Genomic DNA, 19,244 nt, shown 5'->3' on the forward strand with positions numbered 1-19,244 from the left:
TGAGCAATTCAGAAATCGACAGATCCAGGAAATTATTTTCAATAAATCGAAAAAAGGTGTTTTAGCTGTCATTACTCAGATTGGATCCGGGCTATTTTTTGTTTTAATAAACGTTGTTCGGGTGCCTGTTTTGCCAGCTCAATAGCACGCTCGAATGCTGAAATGGCTTGATCAGTCTGTCCGGTTCTTCGCAGCAGCTCGCCAAGGGAAGAATGAAAAAGGTGATAGTTTTTAAGCTCTTTTCTGTCTGCCAGTGAAGCAAGAATTTCCAGACCGACCTTCGGGCCATCTCGCATAGCAACCGCCACTGCACGGTTTAGCTCAATAATGGGGGATGGATCCAATCGCATCAGGACTGAATACAGAGATACCACCTGATTCCAGTCCGTATCCTCAGGTGTGAGTGCTTCGGCGTGAACAGCAGCGATAGCTGCCTGAATGGTATAGACACCAAAGCGTCGGGATGCGGTGGAATTGTGAATCAGGGTAATACCCTCCTTGATATATTCCTGATTCCACAGACTTCTGTCCTGATCTTCCAACAGGACAATGTTGCCGTTATGGTCAGTACGGGCTTTTCTGCGAGACTCATGAAGTAGCATCAGTGCCAGCAGTCCCATTACCTCGGAATCAGGCAACAGTGTTAAAAGCAATCGGGCCAGACGGATAGCCTCATTGACTAAATCAGTGCGTACAAGAGAATCGCCCGCCGAAGCAGAATAGCCTTCACTAAAAACCAGATAGATTACGTAGAGCACGGCATCGAGCCGATCCGTTAATTCAGAGACAGCAGGAATGGCAAAGGGAATTCTGGCGGCTCGAATTTTGTTCTTTCCTCGTACAATTCTTTGAGCCATTGTTGAGGGAGATACAAGAAAGGCGCTGGCAATTTCTTCTGTCGTTAAACCACAGACTTCACGTAACGTTAATGGAATTTGTATGTTGGGGTCTATTGCGGGATGGCAGCAGATAAAAATCAGTCGTAACTGATCATCCTCGATATCCTGCTGTGTCAGCGATACATTGTGTGATTCAACCTCATTGAGAAACTGTTGCAGCGCTGGCTGTAATTCCCCAAAACGTTTTTTTCTACGGATAATATCGATTGCTTTGAATCGGCCGGTGGAAATTAGCCAGGAACCAGGGTTTTCGGGAATGCCTTGCTTGCTCCATGTTTCGACCGCTGATAGAAAAGCTTCGTGCATCGCCTCTTCAGCCAAATCAAAGTCACCAATTAATCTCACCAGCGTGGCCAGTACTTTGCCTGAGTTATTTTTATACAGCTGGGATAGCTCGTTTGCCATTTGGGGTTGGGCAATCATCGTGTTATACCTTTAGGCACCGTATAAGACCCTCACAATAAGACCCTCACACGGCACCCTGCTGAAATGAGTTTCTGTTTTAGACCGTATTTCTATAATAGAAGCTTGTTTGGATAATGCGTTGAGTGTAGCTCGTTTTGTCATACCTTGTTGATTTAAATGAATTTGTTATCTTTCATCAGGTCTCCGGCACTCCGATAGCTGAGGTCCATTGGCTGGTTCGCAGACTCCTTTATTGATAAGGCCTGGAGTCTGATCTGCTACCTTCATGTCACATCTGTTGCCTTTAAAATATTGTTCTAATTATGAGAATAAATATTTGCATTATTCTGTGTTTGTTCTCTGATAGGTAACGAGTATTGTTGATTTATACAAAGCAGCTATATGAGTTTTCCAAGCAGACAGGAGTTTAATCATGGCAACTGCAGTCAACAACAATGCAGAGTCCGTACCCGCTGAAGAGATTCGCGAGTTACAGCACCTGATCAAGGGTCAACGGGCCATGGATGGTGACGGTGTCAATCTGACCCGAATCATCGGTACGCCTCAACTGAATATGCTGGACCCTTTTTTATTACTTGATGCGTTTGAATCCGACCAGCCACAAGACTATATAGGAGGATTTCCAAGCCACCCCCACCGGGGATTTGAAACGGTGACCTATTTACTGGCCGGGCGTATGCGGCACAAGGATAGTGCTGGTCATGAAGGAGTTATTGAGCCCGGTGGGGTGCAATGGATGACCGCCGGTAAAGGTATTATTCATTCAGAGATGCCGGAACAGCAAAACGGGCTGCTGATGGGGTTTCAGCTTTGGGTAAACCTGCCAGCCAGCGCAAAGATGGTTGATCCTCGGTATCAGGAGTTTCCAGCCAATAAGACTGCCTTGGAAAAGTGGCAAAGCGGAACTCAGATTCGTGTTATTGCCGGGCTAAGCCATCAGGGCACTGAAGGTCCGGTGAGAAACGAGTATGTTGATCCAACCTATATGGATGTTGAACTCAAAGCTGAAGATGATTTTATTCAGACGCTTCCCAAGGAACATACTGCGTTTATCTATGTTATCGACGGAGAGCTGAAGATTGGTCAGGAAAACGCTTCCGCTGGAGCTGGAACCCTGGCTGTTCTCAGCGCCGGAATACAGGTAAAAACCAGCGCAAGTGCTGATAGCCGCTTTCTCCTGGTGGCCGGTAAGCCACTTAATGAACCTGTTGCCAGAGGGGGCCCTTTTGTTATGAATACCAAAGCCGAGATCCTTCAGGCTTTTGAAGATTTTCAAAATAATCGTTTTTAGAATTTTGAGCTTAAATAGCGCGGGGAGTTGAACCGATGGGATTATTAATAGAAGGCCAATGGCATAACGATTGGTATGACACCAAATCATCCAACGGAAAGTTTGTTCGCAAAGACTCCAGCTTCCGTAACTGGATTACTGCAGATGGCCGTGCGGGCCCAAATGGAGTGGCGGGATTTAAAGCAGAGGTCGGTCGCTATCATCTGTATGTCTCCATGGCCTGTCCCTGGGCTCATCGGACCTTGATTTTGCGTACTTTGAAAGGTCTGGAATCAATGATTTCTGTCTCTGTTGTCAATGCCACGATGGGAGACGAGGGTTGGACTTTTGCCCCTGGCGATGAGGTTGTTGCGGATAATGTTAACGGGAAATCCCTGCTACACCAGATCTATACGCTGGCGCAACCTGACTATACGGGGCGAGTGACAGTCCCGGTTTTGTGGGACAAGAAGTTAAAGACGATCGTGAACAACGAATCATCAGAAATTATCCGCATGCTGAACGGTGCGTTTGATGATCTGGGAGCCACGCCTGGCAACTATTACCCCTCTGAACTGAGGAATGAGATCGACAGCATCAATGATCTTATTTATCCGAATATCAACAATGGTGTTTACAGAGCCGGCTTTGCGACAACGCAAGAAGCCTATGAAGAGGCATTTAATGAAATTTTTGACACGTTGGATAATCTGGAAGAGCGCTTGGGACAGCAGCGTTATCTGGTGGGTGATCAAATAACGGAAGCTGACTGGCGTCTGTTTACTACCCTGGTTCGATTCGATGCGGTATACGTTGGTCATTTCAAATGCAACAAGCAACGCATCGCTGACTATCCAAACCTTTGGGGGTATTTACGGGAGCTATATCAGCTGCCTGGTATTGCGGATACGGTCAAGATTGACCATATCAAGGCACATTATTATGGAAGCCATGAAACCATCAATCCAACCCGAATTATACCCAAGGGGCCGCATATTGATTTTATGCAACCTCATAATCGCGGATAGGTGAGTAATCATCTGTCTGCTTGCTGGCAGCTCATTGTAACAATTGTAATTTTGGCAGCGGGGTTTTGTATTACACTCAAACGAGACTTCCTGAATAGTCATCGATAATGGTCGTTGAGGGGTAGCTATGACACAGCTGCAAAAGCAGCGAATATTGGTAGTGGACGACGAGCAGGCAATGCGAGAGCTGTTGACCGATCTGTTTGAGGACGCCGGTTATGAAGTAAGCACCGCTGCAGACAGTTTCTCCATGAACAGAGCACTTGAGGAGAAGCCCTGTGCGCTGGTGATTCTGGACCTGCGATTGAAAGGTGAAGACGGTCTGATGCTTGCCCGGGAACTACGCAAAGATTCCAGTATTCCAATAATGATGCTAACCGGGAAAGGGGATGAAACCGACCGTATTCTTGGCTTGGAGCTGGCTGCCGATGACTACCTGATGAAGCCATTCAATAACCGTGAGTTACTGGCGCGGGTAAGAGCAATGCTCAGGCGAACAACGGAACTTAGTTTGCCCCAGATTAGAAAAGAAGACAGTTATAGTCACCAGCGGTATAGTTTTGATCATTGGGTTTTAGACCTGACCAGTCGGGAACTCTTTGGTCCTGATGGGGCGGTTGAGTCGTTGACCTATGCTGAATTTGGCTTGCTGGAGGTTTTTGTCCAGTCTCCTAACCGGGCTTTGAGCAGGGATCAGCTGCTGGAACTGAGCCGTGGAATAGAAGCTGATGTTTTTGACCGAACGATTGATGTGTTGATTCTTCGTCTCAGGCGTAAGATCGAACCGAACCCTAAGCAACCGCGCTATATACGCACAGAACGGGGCCTCGGATACATATTCACAGCGGCAGTTACGCAATGTTGACTGTTGGATTTGGAGCTGGGTTTTATGGGCGCCAATGAACCCTCTGACACTGAATCTGATAGCCAAACAAATGCTAAGAACGCAGTCGAAAGCGATCGTAGCAACAACTATAAACAATCCGACACCGCTGAATCTGATCAACAACCGCCAAGGGCATACAGGCTGTTCCCCAGGCTGAGTGTCCGTGCCCGCTTATTGCTTACATTTGCCGTATTGTCCTGTTCCGCGATGACTCTGGCAATCGTTGGCTGGCTAGGGCTTAGTAATACCGAAAGTGCCTTTTTACAATTTGAGCAGCAGGCTCTGCCGGATATCTCTCGTTCCCTTGAGCTTGCGGAACGAACTGCCAACCTTGCTGCGGTTGCTCCTTATGTGGCCAGTGCGAGTGGTCCTTTTATATTACAGGGCGAGAATCAATTACTCCGTCAGAAAATCAAGACGGTGTTAACGCTGGCCCGTGACCTGCCCCAGTTAGACGCAGCGGCTCCAAATCTGAAAAACTTATTAGTTCGCCTGGATCTGACGATTGATGAACTCATTGAGCTGACTCGACAACAGTTATTCCTGCGAGAAGATGTTCGTCAATTCAGCTACCGACTTGGATTGTTGGATCGCCTTCCCGGATCAGATGAATTTATCAGTGTAGGCGCTTGGCTGGAAGACCTGTTGCTTGCGGCTACTCATGCGACAACTGTGGAGGAACTGGAAAGAATCAGGGGGCGCATGGATCAGGTTTCCAACGCCGCAGCTATGGCCGAACTTTCTGCGAATAATAACAACAGGCTGCAAGCTGAGTTGATCAATCAGCTTTTTGAACGACGTCGTGATCAGCTAAGACTTCAAAAGCGCAGTGGTTTTTTACTGTCTTCGACTCGCGCTATTTCTGAGCAGTTGACCGGCGAAGTAAAGCTTTTTGTTGATCAGCTCCGAGAAGATATTACCAGCCAGAGTCAGCGTATTGGAGGAGAAGTTGCGTCGGGAAAAACCGGCATTCTGGTTATTTCATTGTTGTGTATTATTGCGGCCCTGGGGGGCGTCTGGCGGGTCAAGGAGTTAGTTAACAGTCTGACAGCGGTGACAGCGCTTATGACTCGTTTGGCTTCCGGGGATCGCCAGCAACAACCCCCTGCTATCAACCGCCGGGATGAGATCGGTGATTTGACGCGGGCATTTCAGGTATTTCGAAAAAATGCGGTGCAGATGGATCGGATGACGGATCATCTGCAGGAACAAAGTCGGCTGTTGGAAACGGTTTTCCAGAACATTAATGATGGTCTCAGCGTTTTTGACCATGAGGGAAAACTGGTGACCTGGAATCCTCAGTATCTGTCCATAATGGAATTACCCGATGGACTGTTAAAGCAGGGCATGTCGATAGAGCGAGTTCATGGGTTTTTGCCACGTTATGCCAAAGAGAGTGTTGCTTTGGATGGTGTGGTGTTGGATATGGAAGAGGTTAATCTGCTGAGAAAACAGAAACCGCAACGTTTTGAACGGCATTTCTCAAACGGTAAAGTGGTGGAGTTTCGCAGCAGTCCAATGCCGGATGGAGGCTTCGTTACACTTTATAGTAATCTGACTGAACGTAAAGCCATAGAAGCGCAGCTCCGACAATCTCAAAAAATGGAAGTGCTGGGGCAACTGACCGGTGGGGTTGCTCATGATTTTAATAATCTCCTGGCAGCAATCGTCGGAAATCTGCAATTACTGGAAAGCAAGTTACTGGAGGCGGAGCAGGGCCAGAATTCAAAACAGTTGATTTATGCCAGACGTGCGCTGGCAGCGGCAGAAAGGGGCAGTAACCTGACCCAGCGATTGTTGGCATTTGCACGTAAACAGCGCCTTGAGCCAGAACCCGTTCAGGTTGATGGGTTGATCGAGGGAATGCTGGATCTGATCGAGTATAGTGTTGCTCCTACAACGGATATTCGATTGTACCTCAAGTCTGAGGATTGGATCGTTAATGTGGACCCGGTACAGCTGGAAAACGCCTTGCTCAATCTGGCGATTAACAGCAGCTCTGCGATGCCAGAGAATGGACAGCTGACGTTCACCACACAACAATCTGAACGACTTTGGTTAAATGGCGTTGAGACTGACGCTGTGGTTATCAGGGTAACCGATACCGGGAGTGGCATTGCTGATGAACACTTATCTCGGGTCTTTGAACCTTTTTTCTCCACTAAGGAAATCGGTGAAGGCAGTGGATTGGGATTAAGTATGGTATACGGCTTTGTCAAACAGTCTGGCGGTGATATCCGCGTGCAAAGTGAAGTGGGTCAGGGGACTCGAATTGAAATCTTACTTCCCAGAGCTGAAACGACGATCAAGCCGATGGAGGTGCAGGGCTCGCTGGTTGATACCGAGCCTTTACCCGCAGGACAGGGCGAGCGAATTCTGGTTGTTGAGGACGACGTATCGGTCTGCGCCGTAGCGGACGAGATGCTGCAGAATCTGGGGTACCGGGTATTAACGGCAAACTCCGCTGAGCAGGCCCTGAGTATTTTAAGTGGTGAAGATAAAATTGATCTGCTGTTTGCCGATGTAAACCTGGGAGCCGGAATGAACGGTATCCATCTGTGCGAACAGGTAAAACAGTGTTGGCCGGAAATCACAGTGTTGCTCACCTCAGGTTTGAACCGGATCCAACTTGAAGAACGGTATCGGCTGAACGAATCAACCCCGGTCGTTGCAAAACCGTACTATCGAAGTACTGTGGCTCGTGCCCTGAGCCGGTCACTTCGAGAAAAAGCTGATGAGATTGGTCCCGCTCAAACAAAAGGTGAAGAATAATGAGACGAGTCTTCTCGTGTGTGACCGGCTTAAGGGATTTCATAGCGTTGTTAATGGCTCTGGCGTTTTGCTGCAGCAACAGTGTTCTGGCAGATGATTTTGAAAAGTATCCGTTAACCATTGCTCCCATCGTTACTGGTCAGAGTGAGGTAGCAACGACTGCCAAGCGATCGAAGCCAACGGCAATATCGGCCACGGATGCTAACGCGCTGATGCCAAAAGCTGGTTTGTCTATCGGTGTAACGGTGTCGGATCTGGGCAATCCATTCTTTGTACAGATAGCCCGTAGTGCGGAGAACAAAGCACGAATGTTAGTTGGTGATAATATTCGAATAAAAGTGGTTTCTAGCGCTTATGATTTACACCGACAGATAAACCAGATTGATCAGTTTATTCTGGATAAGGTCGATATGATCCTGTTATCCGCTGCTGATGAGCAAGCCATAGAACCCGCCGTATTGCGCGCCCGGCAGCACGGTATTCAGGTGCTGGCCGTTGATGTAAAGGCCAAGGGGGCTGATGCAACCATCAGCACTGACAATACCCAAGCGGGAGAAATCGCTTGTGAATTTCTTGCCACTAGTCTGGGGGGCACAGGTAACGTGGTCATTCTTAACGGCCCGTCGGTTTCCTCCGTATTGGAGCGGGTCGATGGCTGTAAGCAGGTTCTGTCACAGTATTCCGATATTCATCTGCTTTCTGACAATGAGAATGCAGGAGGCAGTTTCCAGGGCGGAATGGAAAAAATGATTTATCTGATGACAGCATTCCCCAGCATTGATGGTGTTTTTACCATTAACGATCAGATAGCAGCTGGAGCAGAGGAGGCTGTCAGGCAAGCCGGTTCAAGGGTCATTATTGTGGGTGTTGATGGCGCTTTGATAGTGCGTCAGAGGCTTAAACAAAGAGACTCGATGATTATCGGAACAGCAGCTCAATTCCCCAACCTAATGGCTGAAAAAGCGGTGGAAATAGGATTTAAACTGATGCAGGGAGACTCTGTCCCAGAAAACTCCGTTTTGATTCCAGCAGAGCTGATTACCCGAAAAAACGTCGAGCAGTATCAAGGCTGGTAAGTATTCTGACCTGGGGGGGCCAGGGATAGTTATTCTTCGGAAAGAATAGTTAAGCAGAACCGCTAATGATTCGGATTTCATGCCTATTCATAGCAGGCAGTTAAATACTACCCGAGGGATGAGCTGCAGCGCTTAGTCAGCTGCAGCCTGACAGGTTTGTTCAGGTTATGAGCAGGCCATGCCTTCGAGTTTTCGAGCGCTGTCCGCTGCTACCCTACAACCATAGACGTTCACTTCACCTTTCCAGCGCATCCAGGTAATAAACTGAGCGACGGCTTCAATCGCTTTAGAAAAAGAGGACTCCTTATCTTCTGTTGAGGACTCGAAAGCGCCCATTGCCTGTAGATCCCGAGCGATCCGACGGTCATCATCAGGCAGTCCGGTAAATACCCTGTTGTTCATCGATTTTTTCCAATAGAGTTTAATATAAGACCTAAGTATAACCTGAGGCCCTGCATTGAAATATGACATTGGTTAAGTATGGTGTTGTTTCAGTAAATCATGAGTTAACGTCTTGCCGGTTGTGGTTCTATACTGCTTTAAACGGACAGTCCAACTAGGATTAAATATGGCATACAGTGTTGTAAAAGACGGTGAAGGTATAATTTCAGTAACCTACAAGGATAAGGTTGATTTGGCAGAGAGGTACTCGGCTGTCAGTGATGCATGTAAACATATTGATGATATTGCTGCCGTCAGGCTGTTGATTGATGTACGCGAAGTTGTTGTAAATATGACGCTGAATGAGCAGAAAACATTTGGTAATTTTTTGGCCAACAAATATGAACTGAGCGAGGCAAAAGTAGCTGTCCTGCACAAGAGTGACAATAATCCTAATCAGGCAATTGATACCTATGCCTATATGCAAGGTTACCACCTGGTGGAATTTACCGATCCTGGTGAAGCCCGGCTCTGGCTAAAGGGGGCGATTGCCTGAAGAAAACGCGAGATGCAGTACCAGCGAACCCGCTGGTAACAACCTTTGAGTGAAACCGGTTCGCTATCTGGCTGTTACTGATCTACCAATATTTGGGGTATTTCTCCTTTCTGTGTAAGTTGTTGTATACCAGCGCAACCAGTACTAACAATAACGCTCCGAAAAGTGTTGGTAGCAGCAAGAAGTCCCAACCCGGTTGAGCCAGGAAAACTATCACGGGATTGGATCCAGCAGGGGGGTGAACTGTACGTGTCAGCATCATCAAGGTGATGGCTGTACCCGTGGCCAGGGCTACTGACCACCAGGTTGGTCCGCATAGTGTCAGAAATAACAGTCCCATCAATGATGCCAGGAAATGACCGAGAATGACGTTTCTCGGTTGCGAAAAGGGAGCATCAGGAAAACCGAACACCAGCACGCAAGAAGCACCAAAAGAGCCCAGTACCAGTGTAGCTTCAAGATTCAGGGCAAGGCTGGCAATCACTGCAATGGCCAAAAAACCGCCGATCCCGGCAATAATAGTACTCTTAAAGGAATGTTTTGGTGGCAGAGGTGCAGCATCCCCTTTAACTTTTTCGACAATGTTCAGCATGAATAAACCCTTGGAATAGAAAGCCTTTGAAGAGTCCGTCCAACAACCACTCCAAAAGAAAACAGTAAAGATAAACCGCAAGTAGACAGATCTGTCTGCTTGCGGGTTGAATGGTAGACTGGTCTGTATACTGACGTCAATATATTTTTAAAAAGGGGCTTAGGTTAAGAATATGAAAAGGTTATTTTGACTCTCCTGCCTTTTCAGCAAAGGATCATTCGCTTAGGGATTTCTTGCCCTAAAGGGGTAGTGCTTACTATGCTGTTAGAGGTATTGACAATTTTAACGGATGTTTAAAATTTTTTCTCCGCATCGTTGTCTATACCATGGAACATGCTAGGCCCGGATAGCTGATAGATCCTGGGAGGACAGTTAGATGAAGCAGAAAATCACCGATAATGGCTATACCTATGATCCGGAATATATGATTCTGGAACCCATACTCGAATTTCTTCTTGATAATGTTAACGCAGTCGATACAGCGGCTCGGTGGGAGCATCATTCTGGTGGCTGGATATGCGTAATGAGCTACCCTATTGATTTTGAATTGATACGAGCGAATTTCGATCTGCCTAGAAGTATCAAAATTAATGAGTATTATGGTTCAGTCGATTACTGCCTGGGAACGGCTATCATTCGGCATAAAACTGAGCTGGACCCTGACACTGGTAAGCCTGTCCTGCATGGTTAGGGCAGGGGTCAATAGAGTCTTTGACGGCTTTTAATAACAAGTAGAACTCTTTAATAACAAATCGAGCTCTGCTGAACCAGGGAGAACCGACCGAAAGCTCTCCCCGGGATCTTTTGTGTAAGTGGATTCAATGAGACACTAGGCTGCCGCAAAGGCTCCGGATTCGTGCTCGTTAGGATCCATCGCTCCCGTCATGATAGCAACGGCTTCTGACATACTGTGGGTATTGGGTCGGATCACTGCAATGCGTTTTCCCAAACGGTGAATGTGAATTCGATCCGCGACCTCAAAAACATGTGGCATATTGTGACTTATCAGAACCACCGGCAATCCTTTTGATCTAACATCCTGTATCAAATTCAGAACTCGTCTGGACTCTTTCACTCCGAGTGCTGCTGTAGGCTCGTCCATAATCACTACATGCTTACCAAAAGCCGCTGCACGTGCCACGGCTACCCCTTGGCGCTGGCCCCCGGACAGAGTTTCTACCGACTGATTAATATTCTGAATAGTGAGTAATCCTAGTTCCGACAGTTTATTACGTGCGAAATCGTGCATTCCTTTACGGTCCAGCATTCTGAACAGGCTACCCAGGATACCGGGGCGCAAACGCTCACGCCCCAAAAACAGGTTATCAGCAATGTCCAAAGACGGGGAAACAGCGAGATTCTGGTAGACCGTTTCTATACCCTGGGTGCGCGCCTCCATTGGGCTTTTGAAGTGCACAGGTTTGCCATCAAGTAAAATTTCGCCTTCATCGGGTGTTAAGGCACCGGACAGGGCCTTAATCAAAGATGATTTTCCAGCCCCGTTGTCGCCTATGACCGCGAGTATTTCCCCGGGCATCAATTCGAAATCGGCATGATCAAGGGCGGTTACATGGCCATAGCGTTTGACCAGTCCCCGACCTTCAAGTACCGGTGTTTTCTGACGGCTGTTTGTGTTCTTGTTCATGACTCTGCTCCAATCAGTTCTATCGGGTATCGGTGGTTTAGGCTTTTCGAATCCATTGATCGACGCCTACGGCAACGATAATGAGCAGTCCTACGGTAAATTCCTGCCAAAGTACGTCAACGCCAGCCAGGGCCAATCCATTACGAAAGACACCTACAATCAATGCGCCTATCAGCGTTCCGAAGATAGAACCTCTGCCGCCGAACAGGCTGCAGCCACCGATCACCACTGCTGTGATGCTATCCAGGTTGGCTGTCATTCCTGCCTGTGGGCTGATTGACCCAATGCGGCCAATAAGCGCCCAGGCTCCAAGGGCACAGATCACACCGGCCAGAATGTAAATGGATAAAAGTACCCGATCGGTGCGAATACCGGCGAGTTGTGCGGCCACCGGGTCATCACCAGTGGCGTAGACATGTTTGCCCCAGGCTGTCCACTTAAGGGCGTACCAGACCAGGACAAACAGGGCGATCATCATTAAGGAGCCGTATGTTAATCTGGCGCCAAAAAAATCAATAGTGGTTCCTGTCCAGTGCAGCAGGGGCGCGACTGCGTCAATTTCCTGAGATCGAATGGTTTCGCTGCGGGAGTACCAGAGATTAAGTGCAAAGAAGATATTCCATGTGCCCAAAGTCACTATAAAAGGGGGGAGTTTAAAGCGAGTCACCAGGGTTCCGTTAATCAGCCCGGTAATAGCACCGGCGATTAATCCAATGGCCAGGGCTGCAAAATCCGGCAAACCGACTTCGATGGCCATACGGCCCATCAACACTGAGGTTAATACCATGATAGCGCCGACCGAAAGATCGATGCCTGCGGTCAGAATAATAAGGGTCTGGGCGATGCCAAGAATGCCGATGATTGTTACCTGCTGCAAAATCAAAGACATATTAAAAGGATGAAGAAATCGGTCGCCGATAATGATACTGAAGGCCACCAATGTGACTAAAAGAACAATCGCTGGGGCGGCGATGGGATGCTTGTGGAAGAAACGGTGGGCTTTTTCAGAGAAAGACAATCGCTCTTGGTTAAAAGCAGCGATCTCGCCGTTCGCTGAGACTGCGACCAGTTCATGGTCTGCGGTCTGAGCGCCACTGGTTATATTTGAATTGGCCATGAGAACTCAACCTCTGGAAACATAAAGGGCCAACGTATAGCTTGGTGTTGGCCCTGAACCGGCGTGAAATAAGCCGTGCTTTGAACAGTCAGCTTTGGAGCTGATTTTAAAAATCAGTTGATTAGGGGTTAGCCCCAGCAGAAATCGAGGCCATCTTTGGATCTCATGGAAGAAATGCCGCCGACAGGCTTATCCGTAATCAGCTCGACACCGGTGTTGTAGAAATCCAGACCCTTACTGTTTTTCGGTTTGCTACCGGTTTTGGAAAATTTGGCGATGGCTTCCACACCCTTGGAAGCCATTGTCAGAGGGAACTGCATTGAGGTCGCTCCTATGACCCCATCTCTAATGTTGCTGACCCCCGGGCATCCGCCATCGACTGATACGATAAGTACATCTTTGTCACGACCCACTGCTTTGAGTGCTTCATAGGCACCGGCGGCAGCGGGTTCGTTTATGGTATATACGACGTTAATGTCCGGGTCTTTTTGCAATAGATTTTCCATTGCCCTACGGCCCCCTTCTTCCGCGCCATTGGTCACATCGTTACCCACTATTCGGGGATCGGTTTCGTCCCCTATGTCTGTTGGGTCTTTGATGTCTATCCCAAAACCTTTCAGAAATCCCTGATCCCGGGCTACATCCACCGTTATTTCACTGGAGTTCAGATCCAGCATGGCAATCTTGGCATTCTTGGCTTTGTCTCCCAAAGATGCCGCTGCCCATTCTCCAATAAGCTGCCCGGCCTTGAAGTTATCCGTGGCGAACGTTGCATCAGCTGCTGTAGCCGGGCTTAGGGGAGTATCCAGTGCAATGACCAGTAATCCAGCCTCACGGGCTTTTTCTATCGCAGGAACGATTCCCGCCGGATCGCTTGGTGTGATTAGAATGCCTTTGGCCCCGGAAGAAATCAGATTTTCAACTGCTTGCACCTGGCTTTGATTGTCGCCATCAAACTTGCCGGCATAGGTACGAAGGTCAATACCCAGCTCCTCTGCTTTCGCCTGGGCGCCTTCCTTCATTTTTACAAAGAAGGGATTGGTGTTGGTCTTGGTAATTAAACCGACAACCATTTGCTCGGTTGCCAGTGAGTAGGGAGTGGCCATTGATGCAGCGACCATTGCCAGACAAGCTAGTTTCTTTTTCATGAATAGATCTCCACTTTTTTGTTTTATGCCATTGCTGGACTGTATGTCGAACTATGTATGTCGAACTGCGCCCTGGAAGCGCTACGACAGGAGTAACTGCAAACCCGGTTTTGACAAAGGTTGCGGTGAAATCTATTAGAAGGGAGCTGTGTTAATGGTAAATTTCAGTCGAGCGATAAGGCTGTAACAAATGAAACAGAGCGCTTTGACGAACAATTAATTTTCGGGGGGATTACCGGATCAAATAATCAGAGAATCAAAAAACCGGGGGAAGAGGGAAGGTTAACAACTGAGGCTAGAATGGATTGTATAAGCGGCAGCGACAGAAAGCAGGGCAGTATAAAGCTGCCCTGTCATGGCTTGATAGCAAGCATAAACGCCACGTACTTAAACTAGGCACAAGCGTTATTAAGCGATTAGTCAATAAGCCTCAGGAAAAGTTGGGAGCGCGGTTTTCAAGAAATGCCGCCATGCCTTCTGTACGGTCATCAGTAGAAAAGCTGAGGCCGAACAAGTCACTTTCCATGATGCATGCGTTATCCAGATCGAGATCCTGTCCCCGTTGCACCAGTTGCTTGGTGAGTTGAATAGCACTGCCACTTTTACCAGCAATCATCGACGCCAGTTTAAGACCATGGTCCAGCAATTCTTCCAATGGGTAAACGTGGTTTACCAAACCACGGCGCATTGCCTCATCGGCAGACATACTGCGACCGGTAACCAGCAACTCCATTGCCATTGCGCGACCGACCAGGCGGGTCAGACGTTGACTGCCACCGAACCCGGGGGTGATTCCAAGATTGACTTCTGGCTGTCCAAATTTGGCGTTTTCTGAGGCGAGAATAAAATCGCAGCTCATAGCCAGCTCACAACCGCCACCGAGCGCATAACCGTTAACCAGCGCAACCACCGGAATATCAAGCGTTTCCAAGCGGCGGAACAGGTGCATACCATGCTCGGCAAAGGCTTTACCTTCAATCGGGGATAGGTGGCTCATGTGCTCGATATCCGCACCCGCTACAAAAGCTTTCTCGCCAGCCCCTTTTATCAGCAATACCCGAGCCGACTTGTCGGTTATAATGATCGACAGCGCCTGGTTCATCTCTTCAAGAGTTTCTTCGTTGAGGGCGTTCAAAACCTTAGGACGGTTGATTGTCAGCAGGTACACCCCTTCGCGAACTTGTTCCAACAAAATATTTGAGAAAGTCTCAGAACTCACAGTACTCATGGTTTGCTCCTCAATCGTATTGATAAAAACCGCGGCCAGATTTTCGACCCAGGTAACCAGCATCTACCATCTGTTTCAGCAGTGGGCAGGGGCGGTATTTGCTGTCGTTGAACCCGTCGTAAAGCACTTCCATAATATTCAGGCAGGTGTCCAGACCGATTAAATCTGCTAAAGCCAGCGGCCCCATCGGATGGCTCATGCCCAATTTCATTACTGTGTCGATTTCCTCTGCTGAAGCCAATCCTTCGTAACGGCAGAAGATAGCTTCGTTGATCATCGGCAGTAATATACGGTTGGAAACGAAACCGAAGCTATCTTTTACGTCTACAGGTACTTTACCGATGAATTTTGACAGTTCGTTGACTTGTTCAAAAACACGGTCGTCAGTCTGTAAACCGCGGATAACTTCCACCAGTTTCATCATCGGAACCGGGTTCATGAAATGCATACCGATCACCTGCTGGGGCCGTTCTGTAACTGCCGCCAAGCGCGTGATGGATATGGATGAAGTATTTGTTGCCAGAATGGCGTTTGGCTGACAAATGCGGTCAAGGTCTTTAAAAATGGATTGTTTAATCGATTCGATTTCGGTGGCTGCTTCGATAACGATATCAGCCTTGGCTAAAGATTCCGTTGAGGTGCTTGAGGTGATGCGTGCGAGAGTTTCAGAGAGCTGGTCCGCGCTGATTTTTTCTTTAGCCAGCATTCGTTCCAGGCTGGTTTTAATGGCGTTGATGCCTCGGTCAACAGCTTGCTGATTTTGATCACAGAGAGTGACTTTCAAACCTGCTGCGGAACAGACCTGAGCAATTCCACTCCCCATCTGGCCTGCACCGACAACTCCAACATGTTCAATACTCATATCAGTCTCCATTATTCTTGTCTGTAAACTTATTTTGCAGGTATCTAAGAAGCTCTGATTTTAACCACTTCCTGAAACCTGGATGGATAGCTTAAAACCTACTATACATGTTTTTGTGCTGTGCAAAAACAATCTAGCGGGCTTTGCTTTCCGTTTCCGTAAACTGTCACTTTTTTGAGTTTGATGCAAATCAGACAAAATGTCGAATTTAGTGGCTTGGTGGTGAGGTATAAGGCTAGGAGAGGTAAAAAAGAGTTGAGTTCACTAACTGTTGATATTTTGTTGCAAGTGCGCAGTTATCAGGAATTACGGCTTCATCGAGAGGGAGAGGAGCTTACTCATATTAAGGGGCAAACAGATAAAACCTACCGATAAGGATACTCATCCCCACAGGGTATCGGTGATCCCTGTGGGAGCTATATCGGCCCTGAACACCCTGTTCAAAGATCTTTTAACGATCCTGGTCCTGTTAAGCGCTCAATCTCGTTAAGCACTATCGCGTTCCTGAAGCTTTATGCCGAGGTCTATCTGAGTTTCTTTGATAGGCTGGTTTTTGAGTCGCTTAATCAGCAATTCTGCGGCAGTTTTTCCGATCTCATAGAGCGGCGTTTTTATCGTGGTCAAAGAGGGGTTAATACAAGCAGATGCATCGAGATCGTTAAATCCGGCAATGGCAATTTGCTCGGGAATACGCAAATGTCTGCGCTGACATTCGTATATAGCGCCATAGGCAATATCATCGTTGTTACAGAAAACTGCATCTATATCAGGATGTTCCATCAGCATATCGCCGATAAGTTGCCCTCCCAGTTTAACCGTTGAAGGTTCAGGGGTCGTGAGGACATAACGGCTTGAATCATGACCTGCTTCTGCCAGGGCTGACAAAAAGCCGCTCATCCGCCTTTGTGATCGAAAGTCCATCTGAGCGCCAATAAAACCAATGCGTTGGTAACCCTTTCTGACGAGATATTTCCCCATGGTTTTACCCGCATCGTAGTGGGAAATACCGACATTCATATCAATGGGTTGCTGTTGGCCAACTTCCATAATCTGGACTACGGGAATGCTGGCTGACTTGAGTAACTTTTCTGAACGCTCCGATATATCCAGTCCTGTTACGATGATTCCGTCCGGGTGCTGGGTCAGTAACTTTGACAGCAGGTTTTCTTCATTTTGGATAGAGTAGTAAGTATTGGCAAACAGAACTTCGTAATTCAGCGGCGTACAGACATCATAGATTCCTTTTACAACGCTGCTGAATACGGTATTGGATATTGACGGAATCACTACGGCTATGGTGTTGGTGCTGTTGGTTGCCAGAGATTTTGCGGCTCGATTCGGGATGTAACCAAGCTCGCTCACGGCTTTTTCAATACGATCGCGAACGTTGGGAGATACTTTTTCAGGATCGTTCAATGCTCTGGATACTGTAATTGCGCTGACGCCTGACCGTTGTGCTACGTCACTGAGCGTGACTCGACCCTTACTGCGGGAACGAGATTTGGATGGGGCCTGGGTCACATGGAGCTCCTCTCAGTGATTGTAATCTCCCCGGAATTATATCACTGCATACTCAGGATACAATGATCCTATGGTAGCGCTAACATTTTTTTTGTCTGATCTGTTGACAGCTTGTAATTCCGAAGAGTAGGCTAGATATAAATTATCTGAACCAATTCGTTGGTCTTTTTTTAAACGAAAATGTTAGCGCTAACATTCGGAGGTGGAAATGAACATTATTGTGATGGGGGTCTCTGGATGCGGGAAAAGTACGGTTGGCAAAATGCTGGCAGAGGTCATGGGGATTGAGTTTCTGGAGGGGGATGCTTTTCACCCCCAAGACAATATCTCTCGTATGACGGCCGGTGTTCCTTTAACGGATTCAGATCGATCCCCCTGGCTCAGACAATTGAGTGCAATGGTTTCAGAGCGACAGGGGCAACAGCGTGACTTTGTATTGGCCTGTTCTGCCCTGAAAAAGTCTTATCGACAGCAGTTGGCCAGAGGGGCAGAGGAATTGATTTTTGTATATCTGAAAGGCAGCCGGACGGAAATCTATAAAAGAATGGCTGAACGCGAAGACCACTTTATGGCCTTGTCACTAGCGGACAGCCAATTTGAAGCATTGGAGGAGCCTGATCAGGATGAGAATTCGATTACGGTTTCAATCGATAACCCGGTCCAGCAGATTGTGGATCAAATCGCTCGTGCGGTGGAACAGCGTCATGATGAGCTGGGCTAGGTTGCGGGTATCTAAACTTAATGTACGACCCAAACGGCAATAATAAGAGGTTTGTGATGAGAATAAATAAAAAACAATTAGTAAAAGCAGCCGGATCCATTGGTAAAAATCTGGTTGCATCCCTCCTGGGTGCGGGTCTTCTGACAACGATGTCGATGGCGGCAGATTTTACGCTTAAGTTTCAGTCAAGTGATAACTCGGGTAATCCCAATTATGTCATTCAACAAGAGTGGGCTGAGCGGGTAAAGGAGATTACCGGCGGTCGGATCAGTGTTGAAATGCTACCCGTTGGATCTATCGTTAAACACTCTGAAACGCTCGAAGCAGTGGGGGCCGGAATTATTGATGGTCACGTGACTGCAACGAGTTATTTCTCCGGAAAAGATCCGGCATTTGGTTTATTGGGCAATACCGTAGGAGCCTGGGGAGATCCAAATGAAATGCTTGATTTTATTAACAATGGCGGTGGTCGAGAGCTTTACGAGGAACTGCTGGCTCCCTATGGTGTTCAATTTATTGGCGCTTCTGCGACCGGGCTGGAAGCCTTTGTATCAAAGATACCCTTAAATGGTGTGAGTGATCTGAAAGGTCTCAAGCTAAGGGCTCCGGAAGGGTTGGTGCAGGCCGTATTTTCGGCGGCAGGCGCAACCCCTGTTAACCTGCCGGGATCAGAAGTTTATACCTCATTGGACAAGGGATTGATTGATGCGGCGGATTACACCGTATTCTCAACCAATCACCAACAGGGAATGCATAAGATTGCTACCCACCCGGTTTATCCGGGATTCCATTCCTTGCCGGTTATTGAAATCTCAATGACCAAGAGAACCTGGGACCGTATGCCAGAGGATCTGCAAAAACTGTTGACTGAATCCGTCAGTGAGTTTGCTCAGAACATTGTTTCAGCGTTGAAAAAAGAAGATTTAAAGGCTGTTGCCGAAGCCGAGGCTTCAGGCAGTGTAACCATCCATAACTGGAATATGGTTGAGCGAAACAAATTCAGAAATATTGCCCGAGGTCAGTGGAAAGTGTTTGCTGAGAAATCACCAAACGCCAAAAAGGTTTATCAGGTGTTGACCAAATATCTTGCTGAAAACGGCATGCTGTAGTTCTTTG

Annotated in this window: 18 protein-coding genes; 9 read left to right on the forward strand and 9 right to left on the reverse strand. The window is 47.7% G+C overall.

Features of this window, described 5'->3' with window-relative positions:
- Positions 1-71: 71 nt before the first annotated feature.
- Positions 72-1,322 (reverse strand): RNA polymerase sigma factor, encoded by a 1,251-nt coding sequence (locus BGP75_RS25370; RefSeq protein ID WP_076721684.1) that lies wholly within the window; start codon positions 1,320-1,322, stop codon positions 72-74.
- 415 nt (positions 1,323-1,737) lie between these two features.
- On the opposite strand from BGP75_RS25370, the gene BGP75_RS25375 reads away from it, so the two are divergent.
- From BGP75_RS25375 to BGP75_RS25395, 5 genes are all read left to right on the forward strand, one after another.
- Complete coding sequence (locus tag BGP75_RS25375; protein ID WP_076721685.1) at positions 1,738-2,616, forward strand: pirin family protein; 879 nt, start codon at positions 1,738-1,740, stop codon at positions 2,614-2,616.
- A 35-nt stretch (positions 2,617-2,651) separates the two neighbouring features.
- Entirely contained in the window at positions 2,652-3,623 is a 972-nt protein-coding gene (locus BGP75_RS25380) for a glutathione S-transferase family protein (protein WP_076721686.1), read from the forward strand.
- A 127-nt stretch (positions 3,624-3,750) separates the two neighbouring features.
- Positions 3,751-4,488, forward strand: coding sequence for a response regulator (locus BGP75_RS25385; RefSeq protein WP_076721687.1), 738 nt, complete (start codon positions 3,751-3,753; stop codon positions 4,486-4,488).
- Between the two features lie 24 nt (positions 4,489-4,512).
- Positions 4,513-7,281 (forward strand): PAS-domain containing protein, encoded by a 2,769-nt coding sequence (locus BGP75_RS25390; RefSeq protein WP_083705055.1) that lies wholly within the window; start codon positions 4,513-4,515, stop codon positions 7,279-7,281.
- Positions 7,281-8,357, forward strand: coding sequence for an ABC transporter substrate-binding protein (locus BGP75_RS25395; protein ID WP_198939539.1), 1,077 nt, complete (start codon positions 7,281-7,283; stop codon positions 8,355-8,357). The genes BGP75_RS25390 and BGP75_RS25395 overlap by 1 nt, the downstream gene beginning before the upstream one ends.
- A gap of 165 nt (positions 8,358-8,522) precedes the next feature.
- Here BGP75_RS25395 and BGP75_RS25400 read toward each other — a convergent pair whose 3' ends face one another.
- On the reverse strand, positions 8,523-8,759 hold the full coding sequence (locus BGP75_RS25400) for a hypothetical protein (protein ID WP_076721688.1): 237 nt from the start codon (positions 8,757-8,759) through the stop codon (positions 8,523-8,525).
- 166 nt (positions 8,760-8,925) lie between these two features.
- On the opposite strand from BGP75_RS25400, the gene BGP75_RS25405 reads away from it, so the two are divergent.
- Entirely contained in the window at positions 8,926-9,294 is a 369-nt protein-coding gene (locus tag BGP75_RS25405) for a hypothetical protein (RefSeq protein WP_076721689.1), read from the forward strand.
- 82 nt (positions 9,295-9,376) lie between these two features.
- Here BGP75_RS25405 and BGP75_RS25410 read toward each other — a convergent pair whose 3' ends face one another.
- Positions 9,377-9,886 (reverse strand): HPP family protein, encoded by a 510-nt coding sequence (locus BGP75_RS25410; protein WP_076721690.1) that lies wholly within the window; start codon positions 9,884-9,886, stop codon positions 9,377-9,379.
- A 376-nt stretch (positions 9,887-10,262) separates the two neighbouring features.
- Between BGP75_RS25410 and BGP75_RS25415 the strand changes: the two genes are divergently transcribed.
- A complete protein-coding gene (locus BGP75_RS25415; protein ID WP_076721691.1) occupies positions 10,263-10,577 on the forward strand; it encodes a hypothetical protein in 315 nt (104 codons plus the stop codon).
- A gap of 138 nt (positions 10,578-10,715) precedes the next feature.
- On the opposite strand, the gene BGP75_RS25420 is transcribed toward BGP75_RS25415, so the two are convergent.
- The 6 genes from BGP75_RS25420 to BGP75_RS25445 all read right to left on the reverse strand — a co-directional run bounded on the left by BGP75_RS25420 (position 10,716) and on the right by BGP75_RS25445 (position 17,407).
- The gene (locus BGP75_RS25420; protein WP_076721692.1) at positions 10,716-11,531 is read right to left on the reverse strand and encodes an ATP-binding cassette domain-containing protein; all 816 of its coding nucleotides are present in this window, start codon (positions 11,529-11,531) and stop codon (positions 10,716-10,718) included.
- A gap of 37 nt (positions 11,532-11,568) precedes the next feature.
- The gene (locus BGP75_RS25425) at positions 11,569-12,648 is read right to left on the reverse strand and encodes an ABC transporter permease (protein WP_076721693.1); all 1,080 of its coding nucleotides are present in this window, start codon (positions 12,646-12,648) and stop codon (positions 11,569-11,571) included.
- A 128-nt stretch (positions 12,649-12,776) separates the two neighbouring features.
- Entirely contained in the window at positions 12,777-13,796 is a 1,020-nt protein-coding gene (locus BGP75_RS25430) for a sugar ABC transporter substrate-binding protein (RefSeq protein WP_076721694.1), read from the reverse strand.
- Positions 13,797-14,226: 430 nt separating this feature from the next.
- Positions 14,227-15,024 carry an enoyl-CoA hydratase-related protein gene (locus BGP75_RS25435; RefSeq protein ID WP_076721857.1) on the reverse strand — a complete coding sequence of 266 codons (798 nt, stop codon included), beginning with the start codon at positions 15,022-15,024 and terminating at the stop codon, positions 14,227-14,229.
- Positions 15,025-15,034: 10 nt separating this feature from the next.
- Positions 15,035-15,898: a 3-hydroxybutyryl-CoA dehydrogenase gene (locus BGP75_RS25440; RefSeq protein WP_076721695.1), complete on the reverse strand. Its 864-nt coding sequence runs from the start codon at positions 15,896-15,898 to the stop codon at positions 15,035-15,037.
- Positions 15,899-16,372: 474 nt separating this feature from the next.
- Positions 16,373-17,407, reverse strand: a complete 1,035-nt coding sequence (locus BGP75_RS25445) for a LacI family DNA-binding transcriptional regulator (RefSeq protein WP_076721696.1) — start codon at positions 17,405-17,407, stop codon at positions 16,373-16,375.
- Positions 17,408-17,615: 208 nt separating this feature from the next.
- On the opposite strand from BGP75_RS25445, the gene BGP75_RS25450 reads away from it, so the two are divergent.
- Positions 17,616-18,128, forward strand: coding sequence for a gluconokinase (locus BGP75_RS25450; RefSeq protein ID WP_143821191.1), 513 nt, complete (start codon positions 17,616-17,618; stop codon positions 18,126-18,128).
- Between the two features lie 56 nt (positions 18,129-18,184).
- Positions 18,185-19,237 carry a TRAP transporter substrate-binding protein gene (locus tag BGP75_RS25455; protein WP_076721698.1) on the forward strand — a complete coding sequence of 351 codons (1,053 nt, stop codon included), beginning with the start codon at positions 18,185-18,187 and terminating at the stop codon, positions 19,235-19,237.
- Positions 19,238-19,244 lie beyond the last annotated feature (7 nt).

Origin of the sequence: Motiliproteus sp. MSK22-1 (assembly GCF_001968815.1) — a bacterium.
In the GTDB taxonomy this organism is placed as follows: domain Bacteria; phylum Pseudomonadota; class Gammaproteobacteria; order Pseudomonadales; family Balneatricaceae; genus Motiliproteus.

Coding starts and splice junctions, on each gene's coding strand:
- BGP75_RS25370 (WP_076721684.1), bottom strand. CDS start 1,322: ATGATTGCCCAACCCCAAATGGCAAACGAGCTATCCCAGCTGTATAAA.
- BGP75_RS25375 (WP_076721685.1), top strand. CDS start 1,738: ATGGCAACTGCAGTCAACAACAATGCAGAGTCCGTACCCGCTGAAGAG.
- BGP75_RS25380 (WP_076721686.1), top strand. CDS start 2,652: ATGGGATTATTAATAGAAGGCCAATGGCATAACGATTGGTATGACACC.
- BGP75_RS25385 (WP_076721687.1), top strand. CDS start 3,751: ATGACACAGCTGCAAAAGCAGCGAATATTGGTAGTGGACGACGAGCAG.
- BGP75_RS25390 (WP_083705055.1), top strand. CDS start 4,513: ATGGGCGCCAATGAACCCTCTGACACTGAATCTGATAGCCAAACAAAT.
- BGP75_RS25395 (WP_198939539.1), top strand. CDS start 7,281: ATGAGACGAGTCTTCTCGTGTGTGACCGGCTTAAGGGATTTCATAGCG.
- BGP75_RS25400 (WP_076721688.1), bottom strand. CDS start 8,759: ATGAACAACAGGGTATTTACCGGACTGCCTGATGATGACCGTCGGATC.
- BGP75_RS25405 (WP_076721689.1), top strand. CDS start 8,926: ATGGCATACAGTGTTGTAAAAGACGGTGAAGGTATAATTTCAGTAACC.
- BGP75_RS25410 (WP_076721690.1), bottom strand. CDS start 9,886: ATGCTGAACATTGTCGAAAAAGTTAAAGGGGATGCTGCACCTCTGCCA.
- BGP75_RS25415 (WP_076721691.1), top strand. CDS start 10,263: ATGAAGCAGAAAATCACCGATAATGGCTATACCTATGATCCGGAATAT.
- BGP75_RS25420 (WP_076721692.1), bottom strand. CDS start 11,531: ATGAACAAGAACACAAACAGCCGTCAGAAAACACCGGTACTTGAAGGT.
- BGP75_RS25425 (WP_076721693.1), bottom strand. CDS start 12,648: ATGGCCAATTCAAATATAACCAGTGGCGCTCAGACCGCAGACCATGAA.
- BGP75_RS25430 (WP_076721694.1), bottom strand. CDS start 13,796: ATGAAAAAGAAACTAGCTTGTCTGGCAATGGTCGCTGCATCAATGGCC.
- BGP75_RS25435 (WP_076721857.1), bottom strand. CDS start 15,024: ATGAGTACTGTGAGTTCTGAGACTTTCTCAAATATTTTGTTGGAACAA.
- BGP75_RS25440 (WP_076721695.1), bottom strand. CDS start 15,898: ATGGAGACTGATATGAGTATTGAACATGTTGGAGTTGTCGGTGCAGGC.
- BGP75_RS25450 (WP_143821191.1), top strand. CDS start 17,616: ATGAACATTATTGTGATGGGGGTCTCTGGATGCGGGAAAAGTACGGTT.
- BGP75_RS25455 (WP_076721698.1), top strand. CDS start 18,185: ATGAGAATAAATAAAAAACAATTAGTAAAAGCAGCCGGATCCATTGGT.